The sequence below is a fragment of the Ignavibacteriales bacterium genome, from assembly GCA_016700155.1.
Classification (GTDB): domain Bacteria; phylum Bacteroidota; class Ignavibacteria; order Ignavibacteriales; family Ignavibacteriaceae.
On record CP065001.1, the window covers coordinates 220801 to 239186 of the forward strand.

An 18386-nucleotide genomic window follows, 5' to 3' on the forward strand; every position below is an offset into this window, starting at 1 on the left:
ACATCGGAGGAATTTAATGTTTACACTCAATAAAAAATTATTTCTGCTTCTTATCCTGATATCAAGTTTAATCGATGTTGGATACGCACAGTATGTTCCAAGCAACGAGAGGGGCGATATAAGGTTCAGGCGTTTTGGACATATGGAAGGAAATCAGATCAGGACAACCATCTTCAATTATGGAATGACCGGACGTGAATCCGGCTCTTTCCCGATTTCAGTTCAAACTCCTTATGAATGGCCTAAAAACACCGGACAGATCTACCTTGCAGTTGCTGGTATTATCGTAGGTGCTGAAGTAGTGGATGATAATGGTGATACACTGCATATAGTTTCAAGGTGTCACTACTTGCAATCACCTCAGGGTCTTACCTGGAATTTTGAACCTGTTGGCGGTTATTTCAATGAACAAAAGCCGGAAGGATTTGCAACCAGCGATGATCCGACTTCATGGCCTGATACCTGGCCCGACAAATTAACTGATCCGAGAGATCCGGGCTGGCCGGGTTCGTGGAATGGTTATTTTGGTAAAAGTGTTTTTAATGCCGACCAGGAAATGTATTTCAAGGCTTCCGACAATAACTATGACAGGTACCCTTTTTATTTTCCGGATACTACAGATCTGACAAGAAAAGGCTTGGGTCTTATACTTGACACCAGAGTTATGACGTGGTCTCAGATACTTGTTCAGGATGCAATGTTCCTATTATTTAAAATTAAAAATGATGGAACAAAACCTTTAAACAAGGTGGGTGTTACTATTACCTGGGCTGATTACGTGGGAGAGACGGGAAACGATGATATAACTGAATACGATATTTTAAATGATATGATCTGGTCAAGAGATGATAACAACCAGGGACAAGGTTCATCAGGAAGTTACATTGCCGGTATAGTTGGCGGTGCCTTTCTTGAAACTCCCGGTAACGCAATTGACAGAATTGATAACGATGGTGATGGTGAACCGGGCGGACCAAAGGTTACAGCCCTGATGGTTGCAACTGAAAGCGATACTTCTAGTTTAGCTGATCCCCGAAGATCAGATGGAATTGATAACAATGGAAACGGATTAATTGATGAGAATAATACTCACATACTTCAGGATGGACTTTCCTACGCTGACAGAATAGATCAGAATTTAAATGCAGAAAGCGGCAGCCCTGTTGTAACACAGGAGATGGTAGATCAGTCATCAGGAGATATCTGGAAAAGATGGCCTGCTAATCCTGAAACAGATCCAATTCAGAATGGCGCCGTTCATCTGATTATGGTAGAAGCTGATGATTTAGGCAGGGCATATACTGATTTTATTGATAATGATGATGACGGTGAAGAAGGCAGTCCTGTTATAACCCAGGAAATGATTACTGCTGCTGCAAACGATGCACCTTATTACAGGTATAAAGTTCCCGGAACAAACATAATTTTATATGATGTTAAGGCGGAAGATCTCGGGAAAAAATTCGCAGATGGAATTGATAATGATAACAACGATGCCGTTGATGAGTTTATGGATGAAGGCATCGATGATATGATTGATGAATCAAGAGACAATGGAATTGATGACGATGGTGATTGGAACATTGCAACTGATGATGTTGGTCTTGATGGTTTAGCAGAAACAGGTGATGAAGGTGAAAATGATGGTAAGCCGACACCCGGTCGTGATAATCTCCCCGGAGAACCAAATATTGATGTTACAGATGTTTCCGAGACAGATCAGATTGGAATTACGGGTTCATTTTACAGACCATCATCAGAAGGGTTGAGTGACCAGTACACAGATGAATTCGTATGGGATAATTTTATGGTTCCCGGTAACTTTTTTGATCCCGCCAATGCTGTAGCAGGTGAATATAATATCTTTGCTTCTTCAGGATTATTCCCGCTGTTACCCGGACAAACAGAGCCAGTTTCACTTGCTATCATTCTGGCAAACGGACCAGCAACTGATCCAAACGGAACAATAAGGAAACAGGCAGTACTTGATAAAAAATTCCGTGCACAGGAAACCTATAATAATGACTACCAGTTTGCCAATGCACCGCTGAGCCCAAAACTCACAGCCGTTGCAGGAGATAACAAAGTAACACTCTACTGGGACGATGTTGCTGAATCCAGTTTTGATAAATACATTTCAAATATCGGTGGAGTTGGAAATGATTTTGAAGGTTACAGAATTTACAGGGCTTCTGATCCGGCATTTCTTGATGCAAGAGTAATTACTAATGCCCAGGGTTCACCGACATTTTTATTGCCAATAAAACAATTCGATCTTGAAGATGGTATTGTCGGTTACGACTCAGTTGGATTTGAAGGAGTTCATTTTAATCTTGGAACCGATACCGGGTTACAGCATTCATGGGTTGACTCATCAGCCCGGAACGGATTCACATATTACTATGCAATTACTGCTTATGATTTCGGTTATACATTTGGCGGTATCGCACCTTCTGAAAGCGATATAAGCATTTCATTAAATCCTGATGGTACAGTTAATAAATTAGGATCTAATGTTGTTGTTGTAACACCCGAAGCGCCTGTTGCCGGTTATCAGCCTTCAACATTAGGTGAGATACAATTAGTCCAGGGCTTTACCACAAGTAAAGTCAATTACGAGATTATAGATCTTAATAATATTAGAGATGGTCACGTTTACTATATAACTTTTGAAGATACGACTATAACAGGAGCGGCAGATACTCTCACAACTAAAAATTATTCACTACTTGATTCTACATCAAATGTTTTACTGATTGACAAGGCGACCAACTTTAAATCCAATGATGAAGGATTGATAACAGATGGATTTAAATTATCATTTATTAACTCAAGTAAAGTTGAACTGGATACTGTTAAATCAAGGTGGAGTACCCAGGGTGTCACAAGATTTAATGTTGAGAAGTTTAAGCCGCCAAGACCAACAGAACCTAAAGGGGTTGAAAAACCTAATGACTACAAAATTATTTTTGGAGATGTTGGGCTTGATACTTCAAGAAGTTTTGTTTACTCAGGTATAACCTTCCCAGCTAAGCCGGTAAACTTTAAGATTTATAATGTAAGTCAGGCTAAGTTTATTGACTTTGCTTTTATTGAAATTGATACTGCAGGTACCGGTTCAGGAGTATTTTCTTCAGATGGCTCTCTAAGGAATGATATTATTGTGTTTATGGAATCCGGGATAACTGATACAGCAATTGCACCAAGCTGGCAATTCTCTCTTGCAAGAGTTGGCGCTGCTAATATTGTAATTCCATCATCAGGAGATTCGGCAATAATAAATATTATTAAACCATTCCTGTCAAACGATGTTTTCAGGTTCGTTGCCAAAACAGCTTATGTTGACAATGAACAGGCAAAACTTGATATGGAGAATATAAAAGTTGTTCCGAATCCATATATAGCTACAGCTAAATGGGAACCTAAGAATCCTTATTCAAGCGGACGCGGTCCTCGTTCAATCCACTTTATTCATCTGCCGAATAAATGTACAATAAGAATATTTACCGTCAACGGAGAACTTGTTGCAGAGATTGAACATGAAAGTACGCTTAACGACGGAACAGCTGAATGGAATCTATTAACCAGGGATAATCTGTCTGCTTCATATGGAATTTACATCTATCACATTGAAGCACCCGGCATTGGAACTAAAACCGGAAAGTTTGCTATCATTAAATAGTGAAGCAAAATTTTAACAGGAATGAAATTATATATGGAGATATATAGTATATGAAAAAGTTTATAATATTAACCTTGGTTCTGTTTGCTGCACTTCAATCGGATGGTTTCAGCCAGATAACTAAAACCGGAACCACCGCCGCAAAATTTCTTAGTATCGGTGTCGGTCCTCGTGCTAATGCAATGGGGGGCGCGTTTACTTCCATTGTAGATGATGCAACGGCACTTTACTGGAATCCGGCAGGTGCTGCCACACAGAACAAATACACAGTAATTTTCACACACTCTGAATTATTCAAAGGGCTTGATATAGGACTTAATTACGCCGCTATAATACTGCCTATTGAAGGATTAGGAAGTTTAGGTGCAAGTGTTACAAGTCTTGACTTTGGTCAGATGGATGTAACCACCGAACTATATCCTGAAGGAACGGGTGAAAAATTTACTGCAGCCAGTTATGCTTTCGGTCTTACATACGCAAGAAATATAACTGATGATTTTGTTGCGGGTATTTCCGTAAAGTATATAAGAGAGATAATCTTCAACTCATCTGCAGACGGAGTCGCATTTGATATAGGAACAATTTTTAATACGCCTTTTTACGGTATCAAGTTCTCAAGTGCAATATCAAACTACGGATCAAAGATGCAGATTTCGGGAGAGGATCTTCTTGTAAGACATGATTCTGACCCTGACCGCGAAGGTAATAATGAAACAACAGATGCATACTACAAAACTGATAAATTTGATCTTCCGCTTAAACTTCAGATAGGTGTATCGAAAGAGTTCCAGTTTATGGAAGAACAAAGTTTTACATTAGCTATAGATGCAACTCATTCAAATGATAATTCAGAATACCTGAACCTTGGCGGTGAATTGTCTTTATTTAATGATATACTTTGTCTTAGAGGCGGATACAAGGCATTATTCCTTGAAGACAGCCAGGAAGGATTGACCTTTGGTGTTGGAGTTAACTATGGTTTAGAGGTCATTGATTTTGGTTTTGATTATGCGTTTCAGAAATTTGAATATTTAGGCGACACACATAGTTTCGCGGTTAAATTAAAATTTTAATAATTAACAAATGCTCCAATCAGGAGAACTTACGAACTAAACGAAAGGAAAATGTATGAAACAAATCTTCGCACTACTTTCTGTGATGTTACTTCTGAGCTTTGCAAGTATGCAGGCGCAGAACGTGGATGTAACATTCCAGGTAGATATGGGTGTTAAGATAGCTACCGGCTATTTTAATCCTGCTACTGAGGTTGTTACATGTCCGGGCGGTTTTAATAACTGGTTAAATGAACCTCCGGCAAATACAGAAAAAATCATGTCTGACGCAGATAATGATAGTATTTACACTATCACTATCTCAATGGCAGGAAGCCAAACATACGGGTACAAATTTAATATTGGTACTGGTTGGGATGGTAAAGATGAAACACATGGCGACAGATCAGTTGCAGTTGGAACAACAAACATGACTCTACCAGTCAGTTTCTTTAATGACTATACTCCTTACACCGGAATCACATCTTCAATCGATTTCCAGGTTGATATGCGTGGCCCAGCCCAGGGAAGTTTTGATCCTGCAAATGATAATGTATATGTTGCGGGTAACTTTACCGATTGGGGTAACGGAGCTGTTGAGTTGTTTGATGCAGATAACGATACGATCTTTGCCGGAACAGTATCAACATTGACCTCAGGTAACCATGCTATTTATAAATTTATCTGGAGCACAGGCGGCGCAAGCACAGGAACATGGGAATCTCCGCAGGAAGGTGATGATATTTTCGGAAACGATCATAATAGAATCTATGGAATCCATGATGGCATGGATACTGTTTATAGATTCTGGGATAACGTTAACCCGAACCAAGTTCGTGCTGACGGAAATATTTTCTTCGAAGTTGATATGAGCGTTCTGTCAACTCTTGGTGTTTTCAATCCTAGTGTCGACTCAGTTCAGGTTCGCGGTGGTTTCAATGGATGGAGTGCATCTGATCCTGCAAGGGCACTTATGAATCAGAACATTGTTAATCCTGATAACTGGTTCCTTGATGTTCCTTTCATCCAGGAAATACTCAACAGCAAATGGTATTATAAATTCTTTATTCAGAATGGAACTGGCAGCACCCCTTATGCAAATACCGGCTGGGAAGTTTCACTTGATCCTACAGACAGTGGAAACCGTGACCGTCCGTTTGTATTTATGGGTCAGGCAAACCAGGAACTTGGTCTTCAGTATTTTGATGGTGTAAGACCTGAATGGGTAATTCAAACAGGTACTACAGTTATGTGTGAATTCAGTGTTGACATGACTTATGCAACATTACCAGATACCCAGGGAACAAGCCCTGTATTTAATCCTGCAACAGACAGCGTATTCTGGATGCCTCAGCTTCCGCTTTACTATTCTGTTAACGGCTTAGAATGGGGTTCAAACCCAAGAGTACTTCAGTTAACCGATCCGAATTCTGACATGATCTACACAGGTACATTAACATTGGTCGGACCTAATTTCAATGGTTTCATGTACAACTATGGGTATTCAAATTCATCTGCTGGTATAGTTCTGGAAGCTGGTGGTCAGGTTGATCACAGAGTAAGATTTATTAATCAGCCGGCTCCAAACCAGTTTACAAGTCCTTATTCCATGCCTCTTGATGTATGGAGTAACTCAGCAAAGCCGGAAGAAGTCGGACCATTTACAGATGTTAATGAAATTCCAGGTGTTTTACCTGAATCATATTCACTCGAGCAGAATTATCCGAACCCGTTCAACCCGACTACAATGATCAGGTTCAGTGTTCCAAAACAGAGTCTTGTGAACATCCAGGTTTACAACCTGCTTGGTGAAGTTGTAGCTACAGTAGTTAACAGCGAATTCACTACCGGTAATTACGAAGTTAATTTTGACGCTTCTAATCTCAGCAGCGGAATTTATTTCTACAGGATTACCACGGATAACTTTATGGCTACAAAGAAAATGATGTTGGTTAAATAAATTTTACCACGTGTAAATTTTATTTGATACAAAATTATCATCAGCCGGGATGTTCTTAACCCGGCTGATGTTTTTTTATAGCACTTGTTTTTAGTTAATAGTTTTTATGAATATTGGTATAATTATGAAAAACCTCAGAAACGTTGTAATAACATTATTTTTATTACTCTTCTTACAGACAAATTTATTTTCACAAACACATCACGACTGGACTTACAATCTTCCCATCTATGAAGTAAATGTAAGACAATACACTGCCTCCGGAACATTCACAGAATTTGCTACACATCTTGACAGACTAAAAGATCTTGGCGCGGGTATTTTATGGTTTATGCCGATACATCCAATCGGTATACAAAACAGGCTTGGTACGCTTGGCAGTTATTATTCAGTAAGAGATTACTACGGAATAAATCCCGAATTCGGAACTCTTGAAGATTTTAAAACATTAGTAGATTCAATCCATGCAAAAGGAATGTATGTAATGATGGATTGGGTCGGTAACCACACCTCTTGGGATAATGTGCTTACAATATCACACCCTGAATGGTATGTGCAGGATGGACTAGGAAATTTTGTTCCTCCGCCGGGAACTAACTGGACAGATGTAATTCAACTAGATTTCAGTGAACAGGGTCTAAGAGATTATATGATCGATGTAATGAAATACTGGGTTGACTCAGTTGGTGTTGATGGGTTCAGATGTGACGCAGTTGGTTTTATGCCGCTTGATTTCTGGGCTGAAGCGATCACCGAATTGAAAACCGGCAAACCCGACATTTTTATGCTTGCCGAAGATAACGGCTCGCAATACAATACAGCAGGTTTTGATATCACTTATGCATGGAACCTGCTTGCTTTTGGTACCGGCATCCTTCCTAACATTGTTGCCGGGACGAACAATGCAAATGTAATAAATTCTTTTGCTACTCAGGAGAACAACAACTACCCGGCTCCATATTACAGGTTATATTTTACATCAAATCATGATGAAAACTCATGGCATGGAACTGTTTATGAAATGTTCGGTAACGCCGCTGAAGTATTTGCAGTATTAACATCAACATTCAGAAGTATGCCGTTGATATACGGCGGACAGGAAGCAGGATTAAATCACCGTCTCGCATTTTTTAATAAAGACCAGATAATCTGGCAGCCAAGTCCTTTTGCGGAAATTTATACTAGATTGTTCCAATTAAAAAAGTTTAACAAAGCATTATGGAATGGTGCTGCGGGAGGACAGTTGCAGAGAGTTACAACAACAAATAATACCGCAATATTTTCGTACGTCAGACAAAAAGATGAGGACAAAGTTTTTGCGATTTTGAACCTTACAAACCAGCCTCAGACATTTACATTGCAAGGCACATTATATCCCGGTACTTACAGAGATGTATTTACAGATGATTCAGTTTCATTTAGTGAGAATGCTGAAGTAACATTGCCTGCCTGGGGTTACAAAGTTTATGAAACAGGAAGCGGAATTACTGATATAAAAGAAATTGAGAATGGAATACCAACAGAATTCAATCTTGAACAAAACTATCCAAACCCGTTTAACCCAATTACAAAGATACAATTCACTGTAGGGGACGCATATTATGCGTCCCCTGTGCGTGTGATACTGCGAGTATATGACGCACTCGGCAGGGAAGTAACAGAACTTGTAAACACCGAAAAATCCGCAGGCACTTACGAAGTTGAATTTGATGGTTCAAACCTCAGCAGTGGGATATATTTTTATAAGTTAAAAGCAGGAGATTATAATTCAACAAAGAAGATGCTTTTACTTAAATAAATATTAAAATGATTCAGACTAAAGCCGGTTCCTATAACCGGCTTTTTAATTTCTACCGACCGCAGTGGACAACTGTTGTTTTAAATTCTGTGCTGCAGGGTAACTTGGTGAAAGAGCTAAACACTTATTCACCGCATCAAGTGCTTTTTGAAGTTCATTTAGCTTTGCGTAAGCGCCAGCAAGATTATAATAAACCTGCGGGTCCTTGTTATTCAGTTCCTGACTTTTGTTAAGAAAAAATGCCGCAACTTCTGCATCGCCTTTAAACAACGCAATATTTCCTAACCACTTTGCGGAGTAATCACTCGGCTCAATCTTAAACCTCGCACTTAGATACTTTAAAGCCAGATCATAAAACTGATGTTTGAGAAGACTCAATGCCGTTTCATCATAATATTCGACAACGATGGGGTACTGATAAATTAAAATGTCCATATGTTTCAGGAATCCTGCAACATCCTTGTTTGAAAAATATTTTGCAGCAGTTTTGAGATGTGCGTCAGCCCACGATACTTTATTGTTCATCACTTCAAGTGCGATTGAATCAACAAAACTTACAGGATTAAATAATTCGGCGCGGCGCTTTGCTTTTGACTTATCAATAAACGGCCAGTCATTCTTCAACAATGCTATTCTATTGTTCCCGATAATTGAATCCAGATCAGTGAACTGAAAATTTGCACGTGTAACATTATCAATCGAATGAGGTGCTATGACCGGTTTCGTATTTTGGGGCAGATAATTCTTTCTCTCCATCTCATCGTAAAAGCCTTTGCCCATAATCCAGAAGCCCTCAATATTGGGATGAAGATGATCAGTCATCAGGTTATCGCCGACTATTCCAAGCGGACTTGCTGCATTAAAAATGGAGTCAGACTTTACACAACCGAGTTTGTATTCTAAACTTAATTTGTTAATGATGGAATTAATTTCTTCAGATGCACGGAATCTTAATCCGTCAAGATCCCTGGCAAGTCTGAATAATGAATCTGCTTCAAGTATTTTGCCTTCGTTAAGTTTTTGATTCGCCTCCTCAAATACACTCAGCGCCGTTGGATATTTCTCAGACTGTATTGAGACAAATGGTTTCTGATCTTTTAAATTGCTTACAAGTTTTCCAATAACAACAGGAACATTATTCTCTTTAAGCATATCAAGTATGTCGCGCATATTGCCTTCAAACTGTTCAAGTCCAAGTGCATACTTATCGGAATTAAATTCTATGTACTGATCTTTCGCCATCCGCGACATTAGAGTACCCGGTTCATCATTTTCATTTTCTGAACTGAAAGTTGTAATGATCGATGCTAAAATATCACGCACAAGCTGAACCGTTTTAAATTTATTTAATTGAAGCAGCAATTTTACAACTGTTCTTGAAGTACCAAGGGATTCCATTGATCCTGCACCAAGTGCGCCATAGTATTCATTGTGCCCAGCATAGATCAATACAAGATCAGGCTTTTGCTCAATCACGCCTGGAACAAGGTCAAGCAATGTGTAAGTGTTGACAGCAGATAGCCCGATGTTAACAACTTCAATGGGTGTGTTTGGATAGTTTAGTTCAAGTCTTTTTCTTATGTAACGTGAAAATGAACCCATCGGCATATATGGGAATCCGGCAGCGGTGCTTCCACCAAGAACAAAAACTCTGAATGCGTTTGGTTTTTTCTCTTTATCAAAAACATCTTCAATTGTTGTGGGGATATTTTTAACCTGGCTAAAATACCTTCTGGCTACTTCAGGATTTATAATCAGCTTACCTCTTCCAGCATCAACCCATTGAGGTATTTCCTTACCGTAATCAAAAATTCTAAGTCCAACCTCGAGCAAAACAAAAAAGATTACAGGAATTAACAGCATTATTAAATAAAAAACTCTGCGGGTCTTTTGATTGTTTTTCAAAAATTTTTCCGCTTCGTCAACACTTATTTTAAATTCTTTTGCGACTTCATTTGCTGTAGCTTTTTTATTTTTGTCGAGCCAATCTTTTTGCTTTTTAGATAAATTCAATTTGTCCTCTTCTTCTGTCAATGTTCAAAGCTATCACCGCAGTATAGCCGTTAAATTGTTTTGAGAATAAGCATCTAATACTCTATCTTTAAAATAATGAATTTTCAATCTGTTTTGATTATCAACTAAAGAATCTGTTTAATGTACATCTTAGGTATATCCGCATTTTATCACGATAGCGCAGCCTGCCTTGTTAAGGATGGTGAAATAATTGCTGCGGCGCAGGAAGAAAGATTTACCAGAAAAAAGCATGATCACAACTTTCCTGTAAATGCTGTTAATTTTTGTTTGAACTATGCTAAGATTCAGAGTAGCGATCTTGATATTGTCGCGTTTTATGATAAGCCGTTTTTAAAATTTGAACGCCTGCTTGAAACTTATCTTGCTTATGCCCCGGTTGGAATTAAATCTTTTATCAAAGCTATGCCTTTGTGGATAAAAGAAAAATTATGGATGAAGGAAATGATAAAGACCCAGCTTGGTTATGAAGGGAAAGTCATTTTTCCTGAACATCATGAATCACATGCTGCTTCGGCATTTTATCCGTCACCATTTAATGAATCCGCTATTATCACGATGGATGGAGTGGGCGAGTGGACAACAACAAGTTACGGAATAGGCAGAGGCAACAAAATTGAAATTCACGCAGATATAAAATTTCCCCATTCACTCGGATTACTATATTCAGCGTTTACGTATTACACCGGATTTAAAGTTAACTCCGGCGAGTACAAAGTTATGGGTCTGGCTCCTTACGGCGAACCTAAGTACAAAGATATTATCTTGAAAGAACTGATGGATGTTAAAGACGACGGTTCATTCAAAATGAACATGGAGTACTTTAATTATTGCGCCGGACTTACAATGACAAATTCAAAGTTTGATAAGTTGTTTGGAGGTCCGCCGCGGGAACCTGAATCAAAACTTACTCAAAAGGAAATGGACCTTGCAAGATCAGTTCAGGATGTTACCGAAGAAATTGTACTTAAGATGGGTAAGCACGTTCATAAAGAAACAGGCATGAAAAATCTTGCTCTTGCAGGCGGTGTTGCTTTAAACTGTGTTGCTAATGGAAAACTTTTAAAGCGGGGATGGTTTGATAATATATGGATTCAGCCGGCAGCAGGAGATGCAGGCGGAGCCTTAGGCTGTGCCTTAACTGCCTGGTATCAGTATGAAGGTAATGAAAGAAAGGTTGAAGAATTAAGTGATTCACAAAAAGGTTCATACCTTGGTCCTGTTTATAGTGATAACGAAATACTTTCATTCTTAAAATCAAAAGAAGCTGACTATCAATATTTAAATGATGAAGAAATTCCTGATGTAATTGCTAAGCATATTAATGAAGAAAAAGTTATCGGTTGGTTTAACGGAAGAATGGAATTTGGTCCGCGTGCACTCGGCGCAAGATCTATTATCGGCGACGCGCGTTCGCCTAAGATGCAGGCTGTGATGAATCTGAAAATAAAATTCAGGGAAAGTTTCCGTCCTTTCGCTCCTTCTGTCCTTGGCGAAAAAGTTAATGAATATTTTGATATGGATGTTGCAAGTCCGTATATGCTTCTTGTCGCAGATGTGAAAGAAAACCGTCAGAAAAAAATGACAAGTAAGGAAGAAAAACTTTTCGGCATTGACAAACTCAATATTGTTCGTTCGGATATTCCGGCAATAACGCATATAGATTATTCTGCAAGGATACAGACGGTTCATAAGGAAACAAATCCGCTATATCACAAAATGATATCGAAGTTTGAGGAACAGACCGGGTATGGTGTAATCATCAACACTTCGTTTAATGTAAGAGGCGAACCGATTGTCTGCACTCCTGCAGATGCTTATAAATGTTTTATGAGGACAGATATCGATTACCTCTTACTTGGAAATTATCTGTTGAATAAAATACATCAAAAACCGTTGATAGATGATACAGACTGGAAAAAAGAATTTGTGCTGGATTAAAAATGATTCTTGAAGAAATAAAAAATATAAAAGAGACAAAAAAAGATTTAAGAAAATTCGGATTAACTGTCGGGATTGTTATTGCTATTATTAGCGCAGTTCTGTTTTATTATGAGCGCGCGTCATATTTCTATTTTGGATTAGCCGCCTTATTGTTGATTATTCCCGCAATCGTTTCTCCGCAGGTACTTCGTCCGCTAAACAAGATATGGATGACGCTTGCAATTATAATCGGCTGGTTTATGACGCGGGTGATTTTGAGTATCTTGTTTTATCTGATACTTACTCCAATCGGATGGATTGCAAAAATAGCCGGCAAAGAATTTCTTGATCTTAACTGGAAGCAGAAAAAGGAATCATACTGGATTAAACGGGACAAAAAGATTCCCGGACGAATTGATTACGAAAGACAGTTTTAATTATTATAGAGAAGACTATGAGCAAACTTTCAATATTATCAGAACTTTGGGACTTCCTAAAAGTTCGTAAAAAATGGTGGCTGGCGCCGATACTTATTTTTTTAATTCTGCTCGGCGGACTTATTATGATTACACAAGGCTCCGCGTTAGCGCCTTTTATATACGCAATTTTCTGAGATGAAAAGTTGAAGAAAGCAGGAATGAAAAAGTCTAAGGATAAGGCGAAGGATAAAGATGTTATAGTTGTGAAAAAAAAGAAAAAAAGAATTCCTGTTGCCAAGAAACCTCCAAAGATTGAGCCCAAAAGAAAAGCCTACAACAGATCCGCTGAGAAAAAGAAAATTGCTAATCTTGATTCAGACGATAATTGATGAAACCGGAAATATCAGTTATCATTTCTTTCTATAACAAGATAAAATATCTTGAACTTCTTTTAGCGGGATTCCAAAATCAAACCTTTAATAATTTTGAAATCATAATCGCTGATGATGGATCAACTCAGGATGTAGTCAAAAAGATAGAATCAATTGCATCAACTTATCCATTCACGGTAAAACACATCTGGCAGGATGATAAGGGATTCCGAAAGAACAGAATCTTAAACAAAGCAATCCTTGCCTCATCATCTGATTATCTTCTGTTCGTTGACGGCGATTGCATACCTCATTATGCTTTTGTTGAAGAACATTTCAACCACAAAGAAGAAAAGATTTGTTTGACGGGAAGAAGAGTTAATCTCTCTCAAAAAATAACAAATCAACTTACTTCGCAGCGTGTTGAAGAAAAGTACCTGGAGAATAACTTATTAAAACTTATTGATGACGGATTATTCGGAAAATCTATTGATGTTGAAAAGGGATTTTATTTCCGGAATAGTTATTTGCGGAAGATATTCAATAAGAAAAAACGCGGATTGCTCGGTTGTAATTTTTCAATCCACAAAAAAGATCTCATTGATATCAATGGTTTTGACGAAAGATATGAAGCCCCTTCAATTGGCGAAGATACGGATATTCAATACCGTCTTGAGCTAAATGGTGTTGAAATAAAATCGTTGAATAACATCGCGGTTCAATACCATTTATTTCACAAACTGCAGGAAAGAAATCCTGTAAATTTCGAGTTATTCAATTCAGTAAAACAGTCCGGGACATATTTCACTTCATTTGGTATAAAAAGCTGAAATCAAGCTGATTTCGAATATTTTCACCTAAAAATTATTTTTTTTGACTCTTGCTTGAGGCAGCATCACGCCTTATATTTCTAACCATCTTTTCCGAACAACTTAATATATTAAGGGAAATTATGTTAGATGACTTAGATATTAAAATTCTCAATATGCTTCAGGTAAACGGCAGAACCAAGCGGAATGTCCTTGCTGAAGCTGTCGGATTATCCATCCCATCGGTCAGTGAGCGTTTAAATAAATTAGAAGAGAAAGGTGTTATTGAAGGTTATCATGCGAAGTTAAATAAGAAAATGTTCAGCTTTGATATTATGGCTTACATATCTGTGATTATGGAATCTTCAAAACACTATAAAACTCTTATCACAAAAATTGAAAAGATGCCTCAGATACTTGAATGCCATTCAGTGCTGGGTGAAGGTTCACATCTTTTAAAAGCTGTTGTTAAAAATACCGAAGCACTTGAGAAACTTCTCGGCGAGATTCAATCCTGGCAGGGAGTAATAGCAACAAAAACAACTTTTGTGCTTTCAACGATAAAAGATTCTACTTCAATAGATATTTAAAAAAATATTTCAATTAATTAATTAATCAAAAGGAAAATTTATGGCTAAAACCAACTCGCCCGTTTCTGATGTTCTTAAGCAAATTCAATCTAAAGGAATAAAATTTGTCGATTTAAAGTTTATGGACTTTCCCGGACAGTGGCAGCACTTCACTGTACCTGTTTCGCAGTTCAGTGAAAGCAGTTTTGAAGATGGATACGGATTTGACGGTTCATCGATAAGAGGATGGAAAGCGATTAACGAAAGTGATATGCTCATCATTCCTGATCCGAATACCGCATTCATTGATACATTCATCGAAGCGCCGACAATGAGCCTTATCTGCGATGTATATGAACCGGCTACAAAAGAAAAATATACAAGATGCCCGAGAAACATTGCTCAAAAAGCTGAAGCATATTTAATCTCAACTGGATTAGCAGATACAGTTTATTACGGACCTGAAGCAGAATTTTTTGTGTTCGATGATGTCCGCTTTGACTCACAACCTAACGGAAGTTTTTATGTTGTTGATTCAGTTGAAGGAAAATGGAACAGCGGAAGGGAAGAAGGACCGAACCTCGGATATAAACCCCGATACAAAGAAGGATATTTCCCTGTACCGCCAACAGATTCATTAATGGATTTGAGAAATGAAATGGTAACCAACCTAATCAACAGCGGTATTGATGTCGAAGCACAACACCACGAAGTTGCAAGCGGCGGACAGTGCGAAATAGATTTAAGATTTCAGCCATTGCTTAAGGCTGCAGACCAGCTATTAATGTTTAAATACATTGTAAAAAATACAGCAAGAAAAAATAACCGTACTGTAACCTATATGCCTAAACCAATTTTTGGTGATAACGGAAGCGGTATGCATGTTCATACAAGTTTATGGAAAAAAGGAAAACCATTATTTGCCGGCTCAGGTTATGCAGGATTAAGTGAAATGGCATTGTACTTCATAGGCGGATTAATAAAACATGCTCCATCATTACTTGCGTTTACAAACCCGACCACAAACTCATATAAAAGATTAGTACCCGGATATGAAGCCCCTGTTAATTTAGCTTACTCACAAAGGAACAGAAGTGCATCTATCAGAATACCTATGTATTCATCAAGTCCCAAAGCAAAAAGAGTTGAATTCAGATGTCCTGATCCTTCCTGTAATCCGTATCTGGCATTTTCAGCAATGCTTATGGCAGGGCTTGATGGCGTAATGAACAGGATCGATCCAGGTCAGCCGCTCGATAAAGATATTTATGATATGGAACCTGAAGAGTTGAAAGATGTTCCGTCAACACCGGGAAGTTTAAATGAAGCCCTTAATGCACTTGCAGAAGATCATGAATATTTGCTTAAGGGGGATGTGTTTACTGAAGATGTGATCTCAACATGGATTAAATACAAAACTGAAAAGGAAATCAAACCGATGGCTCTGCAGCCGCATCCTTATGAGTTCTCAATGTACTACGATGTTTAATCGGTTGTATTGATTTATTTTTAAAGACCGCTTCACGATTATTTGTGTTTAGAAAAGATTTTTTATGATAATACGAAGCGGTCTTTTTTATTAATTGAATTGAAATAATGAGGTAAAAAATTCTATTCGTCTCTGTGAACAGTATCGGGGGAAAAAGCAGGAAGACATACCGCAATATATTCTGCACCCTCAGGACCGGGAGTGCTGTATTGTATCCATTCATTTTTATTTACGATAATTGCTTCACCGGCTTGAACTTCAAACTCTTCGTTAAGAGTTTTTATTTTCAACATTCCTTTTAACACGATTGTATATTCATCAAACTCCGGTTTTTGTCCTGGTTCAACCCAACCGGAAGGGCTTGTCATCTTTGCTACACTTAAAGAAGAAGTATTGCTGTTCACTCTTCCGATAAATTCCTCAATGATTTTTGGTTTATTTCCGGCAGCTTTTATTTGAGTTGGTGAATTAATTTTCTTTGCCACAATTAACCTTTGGAAATCCACTTTGTCCAGGTATCAGGTTGATACCCGATTGTAGATTCATCACCATTTCTAACAATCGGAGTTTTGAAGAGTTTGGCGTTGGTTAATAATTCCTGTCTCAGGTCATAAACCATAAACTGCATATTTTTTCTTCTGAATTCTTTCCCGGTTTTATCAATCAGTTCGTAAATGGGTATCGACTTACAAATGTTATCCAGTTCGCCTTCAGATATTCCATCTTCAGGCAATTCTCTGTAATGAAAAGGAATTCCTCTCTCTCTGAAAAACCGTTCAGCTTTTTTTGATTCCTGAGATTTCCTATCGCCTAATATCTGAATATTCATACTTAACCTTTCAAAATTCTTTATGGATATCCTGCGTACGTTTAGCACGCGGAAACCTGCTTTTAACACCGGATTCTGTTACCACAGCTGAACCAAGTACATTGTTATTAAAACTCACCACACACTGACCTTTTATCGTACTCTTGTTTTTAAAGATCCCGCCTTCAAGGTATCTGTTTAATTCTATTCCCTCTGTAATATAATAAACATTTTCTCTAAAGTATTCAGCTAATACCTGTGCTGCCTGGGTATTTAATATTATTTCACCGTTACGGTCAATTAACCCAAACCTGGTGCCGATCCGTTCATATATACCTGGGTTATCATCACTCCAGTTCGCATTATGAAAATAGATATCATTATTTTTAAGTTGAAATCTAAACCGTTCAAGCAGGGCTTCATCAATGCCGTAGTAGTTAAAAAGCCTTAGCAGGTGTGAATTTATTTTTTTGTTTTTGTAATCGGTTATTAAAACATCTTTTGCGCGCAGTGATGATAACTTTTCCATCGGAGGAGTTTCTTCTTTTTTAATAAGCCTTGCAAGAAAAAATCCGTCTGAATTAACTTCCCATGGAATCATTCTTTTTGTTAATGAAAGATCATTGCTCAGTAATTCATCATCGTATTTTGTAAGCCCCTGTTGATTTGTTACAGGCAGATCAAAGCTATCAAGTATAACAGGATATTTTTTTAATACTGAATTTATTACAAGTTCATTTTCTTCCGGAGTTAAAGTGCATGTCGAGTAAACTATGTTACCACCGGGCTTTGTCATTTTGATAGCCGCTATTAAAAGTTTCAACTGCAATTCACTTAGTGCTTTTACACGTTTAGTTGACCACCAGTTACTTACTTCCTCTTTCTTTTGAATAATTCCTAACCCGCTGCAAGGTACATCCACCAGAACTTTATCAAAATAGTTATCATAAATCTTGCTCAGTATCTCACCTTTAAAATTTAAAACACCGGCATTGATGATATTCATCCTGTCGAGATTGTAAACCAGAGTTTTAACACGGCTTAACTGAATTTCATTTACTATCAATGTGCCGGTATTTCTCATTAACTCTGCAAGCTGTGTTGACTTTGAACCAGGCGCAGCACAAAGATCAAGTACGCGTTCTCCGGGAGATGGTTTGAGTACATAAGGCGGCAGCAGTGAAGATAGGCTCTGGATGTAATACAAACCGGTGATGTGTTCAACAGTCTTTCCGATAAGCTCGTTTCCGGATTGAACCAACAATGAGTTTGGCAGGTTGTCTATTGTTTTAGTTTCAATCCTGTAATTGTTGAATAATAATTCTGAAAGATCATTCGGGTTCGTCTTCAGTGAATTGACACGTATGTACTGAGCCGGTTCCTGTTTAATATAATCAAGATAGTGAGCTGATTTTTCCTCACCATATAAATTAACAAGGTAAGTATATATGTTTTTACTTACTTCGATCATACTG

General features: G+C 38.0%; 15 protein-coding genes. 11 read left to right on the forward strand and 4 right to left on the reverse strand.

From position 1 onward, the window contains the following. The first annotated feature begins 16 nt into the window (after positions 1 to 16). From IPM56_00890 to IPM56_00905, 4 genes are all read left to right on the forward strand, one after another. The gene (locus IPM56_00890) at positions 17 to 3682 is read left to right on the forward strand and encodes a hypothetical protein (protein QQS36540.1); all 3666 of its coding nucleotides are present in this window, start codon (positions 17 to 19) and stop codon (positions 3680 to 3682) included. Between the two features lie 50 nt (positions 3683 to 3732). Beyond that, a complete protein-coding gene (locus IPM56_00895) occupies positions 3733 to 4755 on the forward strand; it encodes a PorV/PorQ family protein (GenBank protein ID QQS36541.1) in 1023 nt (340 codons plus the stop codon). A gap of 55 nt (positions 4756 to 4810) precedes the next feature. Next, entirely contained in the window at positions 4811 to 6694 is a 1884-nt protein-coding gene (locus tag IPM56_00900; GenBank protein ID QQS36542.1) for a T9SS type A sorting domain-containing protein, read from the forward strand. 124 nt (positions 6695 to 6818) lie between these two features. After that, a complete protein-coding gene (locus tag IPM56_00905; protein QQS36543.1) occupies positions 6819 to 8492 on the forward strand; it encodes a T9SS type A sorting domain-containing protein in 1674 nt (557 codons plus the stop codon). Between the two features lie 45 nt (positions 8493 to 8537). Here the strand turns inward: IPM56_00905 and IPM56_00910 are convergent, their stop codons facing one another. Beyond that, positions 8538 to 10505: a tetratricopeptide repeat protein gene (locus IPM56_00910; protein QQS36544.1), complete on the reverse strand. Its 1968-nt coding sequence runs from the start codon at positions 10503 to 10505 to the stop codon at positions 8538 to 8540. A gap of 141 nt (positions 10506 to 10646) precedes the next feature. Between IPM56_00910 and IPM56_00915 the strand changes: the two genes are divergently transcribed. From IPM56_00915 to glnA, 7 genes are all read left to right on the forward strand, one after another. Then, a complete protein-coding gene (locus IPM56_00915) occupies positions 10647 to 12464 on the forward strand; it encodes a carbamoyltransferase (protein ID QQS36545.1) in 1818 nt (605 codons plus the stop codon). A gap of 2 nt (positions 12465 to 12466) precedes the next feature. After that, a complete protein-coding gene (locus IPM56_00920) occupies positions 12467 to 12883 on the forward strand; it encodes a hypothetical protein (protein QQS36546.1) in 417 nt (138 codons plus the stop codon). A gap of 17 nt (positions 12884 to 12900) precedes the next feature. After that, positions 12901 to 13059, forward strand: coding sequence for a hypothetical protein (locus IPM56_00925; GenBank protein ID QQS36547.1), 159 nt, complete (start codon positions 12901 to 12903; stop codon positions 13057 to 13059). A 9-nt stretch (positions 13060 to 13068) separates the two neighbouring features. Beyond that, positions 13069 to 13254: a hypothetical protein gene (locus tag IPM56_00930; GenBank protein QQS36548.1), complete on the forward strand. Its 186-nt coding sequence runs from the start codon at positions 13069 to 13071 to the stop codon at positions 13252 to 13254. Next, positions 13254 to 14066, forward strand: a complete 813-nt coding sequence (locus IPM56_00935; protein QQS36549.1) for a glycosyltransferase — start codon at positions 13254 to 13256, stop codon at positions 14064 to 14066. The genes IPM56_00930 and IPM56_00935 overlap by 1 nt, the downstream gene beginning before the upstream one ends. 122 nt (positions 14067 to 14188) lie before the next feature. Next, complete coding sequence (locus IPM56_00940; protein QQS36550.1) at positions 14189 to 14635, forward strand: Lrp/AsnC family transcriptional regulator; 447 nt, start codon at positions 14189 to 14191, stop codon at positions 14633 to 14635. A 40-nt stretch (positions 14636 to 14675) separates the two neighbouring features. Further along, complete coding sequence (glnA, locus tag IPM56_00945) at positions 14676 to 16103, forward strand: type I glutamate--ammonia ligase (protein QQS36551.1); 1428 nt, start codon at positions 14676 to 14678, stop codon at positions 16101 to 16103. A gap of 122 nt (positions 16104 to 16225) precedes the next feature. On the opposite strand, the gene IPM56_00950 is transcribed toward glnA, so the two are convergent. The 3 genes from IPM56_00950 to IPM56_00960 are packed head-to-tail and all read right to left on the reverse strand — an operon-like array spanning position 16226 to position 18382. Further along, positions 16226 to 16588, reverse strand: a complete 363-nt coding sequence (locus tag IPM56_00950; GenBank protein QQS36552.1) for a cupin domain-containing protein — start codon at positions 16586 to 16588, stop codon at positions 16226 to 16228. A 2-nt stretch (positions 16589 to 16590) separates the two neighbouring features. Continuing rightward, positions 16591 to 16932: an ArsC family transcriptional regulator gene (locus IPM56_00955; protein QQS36553.1), complete on the reverse strand. Its 342-nt coding sequence runs from the start codon at positions 16930 to 16932 to the stop codon at positions 16591 to 16593. Between the two features lie 10 nt (positions 16933 to 16942). Beyond that, positions 16943 to 18382, reverse strand: a complete 1440-nt coding sequence (locus IPM56_00960; protein QQS36554.1) for an RsmB/NOP family class I SAM-dependent RNA methyltransferase — start codon at positions 18380 to 18382, stop codon at positions 16943 to 16945. Positions 18383 to 18386: the final 4 nt, after the last annotated feature.

What these genes read in the sequence shown, in the direction of transcription:
- IPM56_00890 (QQS36540.1), top strand. Translation starts at nt 17, where the DNA reads ATGTTTACACTCAATAAAAAATTATTTCTGCTTCTTATCCTGATATCA.
- IPM56_00895 (QQS36541.1), top strand. Translation starts at nt 3,733, where the DNA reads ATGAAAAAGTTTATAATATTAACCTTGGTTCTGTTTGCTGCACTTCAA.
- IPM56_00900 (QQS36542.1), top strand. Translation starts at nt 4,811, where the DNA reads ATGAAACAAATCTTCGCACTACTTTCTGTGATGTTACTTCTGAGCTTT.
- IPM56_00905 (QQS36543.1), top strand. Translation starts at nt 6,819, where the DNA reads ATGAAAAACCTCAGAAACGTTGTAATAACATTATTTTTATTACTCTTC.
- IPM56_00915 (QQS36545.1), top strand. Translation starts at nt 10,647, where the DNA reads ATGTACATCTTAGGTATATCCGCATTTTATCACGATAGCGCAGCCTGC.
- IPM56_00920 (QQS36546.1), top strand. Translation starts at nt 12,467, where the DNA reads ATGATTCTTGAAGAAATAAAAAATATAAAAGAGACAAAAAAAGATTTA.
- IPM56_00925 (QQS36547.1), top strand. Translation starts at nt 12,901, where the DNA reads ATGAGCAAACTTTCAATATTATCAGAACTTTGGGACTTCCTAAAAGTT.
- IPM56_00935 (QQS36549.1), top strand. Translation starts at nt 13,254, where the DNA reads ATGAAACCGGAAATATCAGTTATCATTTCTTTCTATAACAAGATAAAA.
- IPM56_00940 (QQS36550.1), top strand. Translation starts at nt 14,189, where the DNA reads ATGTTAGATGACTTAGATATTAAAATTCTCAATATGCTTCAGGTAAAC.
- glnA (QQS36551.1), top strand. Translation starts at nt 14,676, where the DNA reads ATGGCTAAAACCAACTCGCCCGTTTCTGATGTTCTTAAGCAAATTCAA.
- IPM56_00955 (QQS36553.1), bottom strand. Translation starts at nt 16,932, where the DNA reads ATGAATATTCAGATATTAGGCGATAGGAAATCTCAGGAATCAAAAAAA.
- IPM56_00960 (QQS36554.1), bottom strand. Translation starts at nt 18,382, where the DNA reads ATGATCGAAGTAAGTAAAAACATATATACTTACCTTGTTAATTTATAT.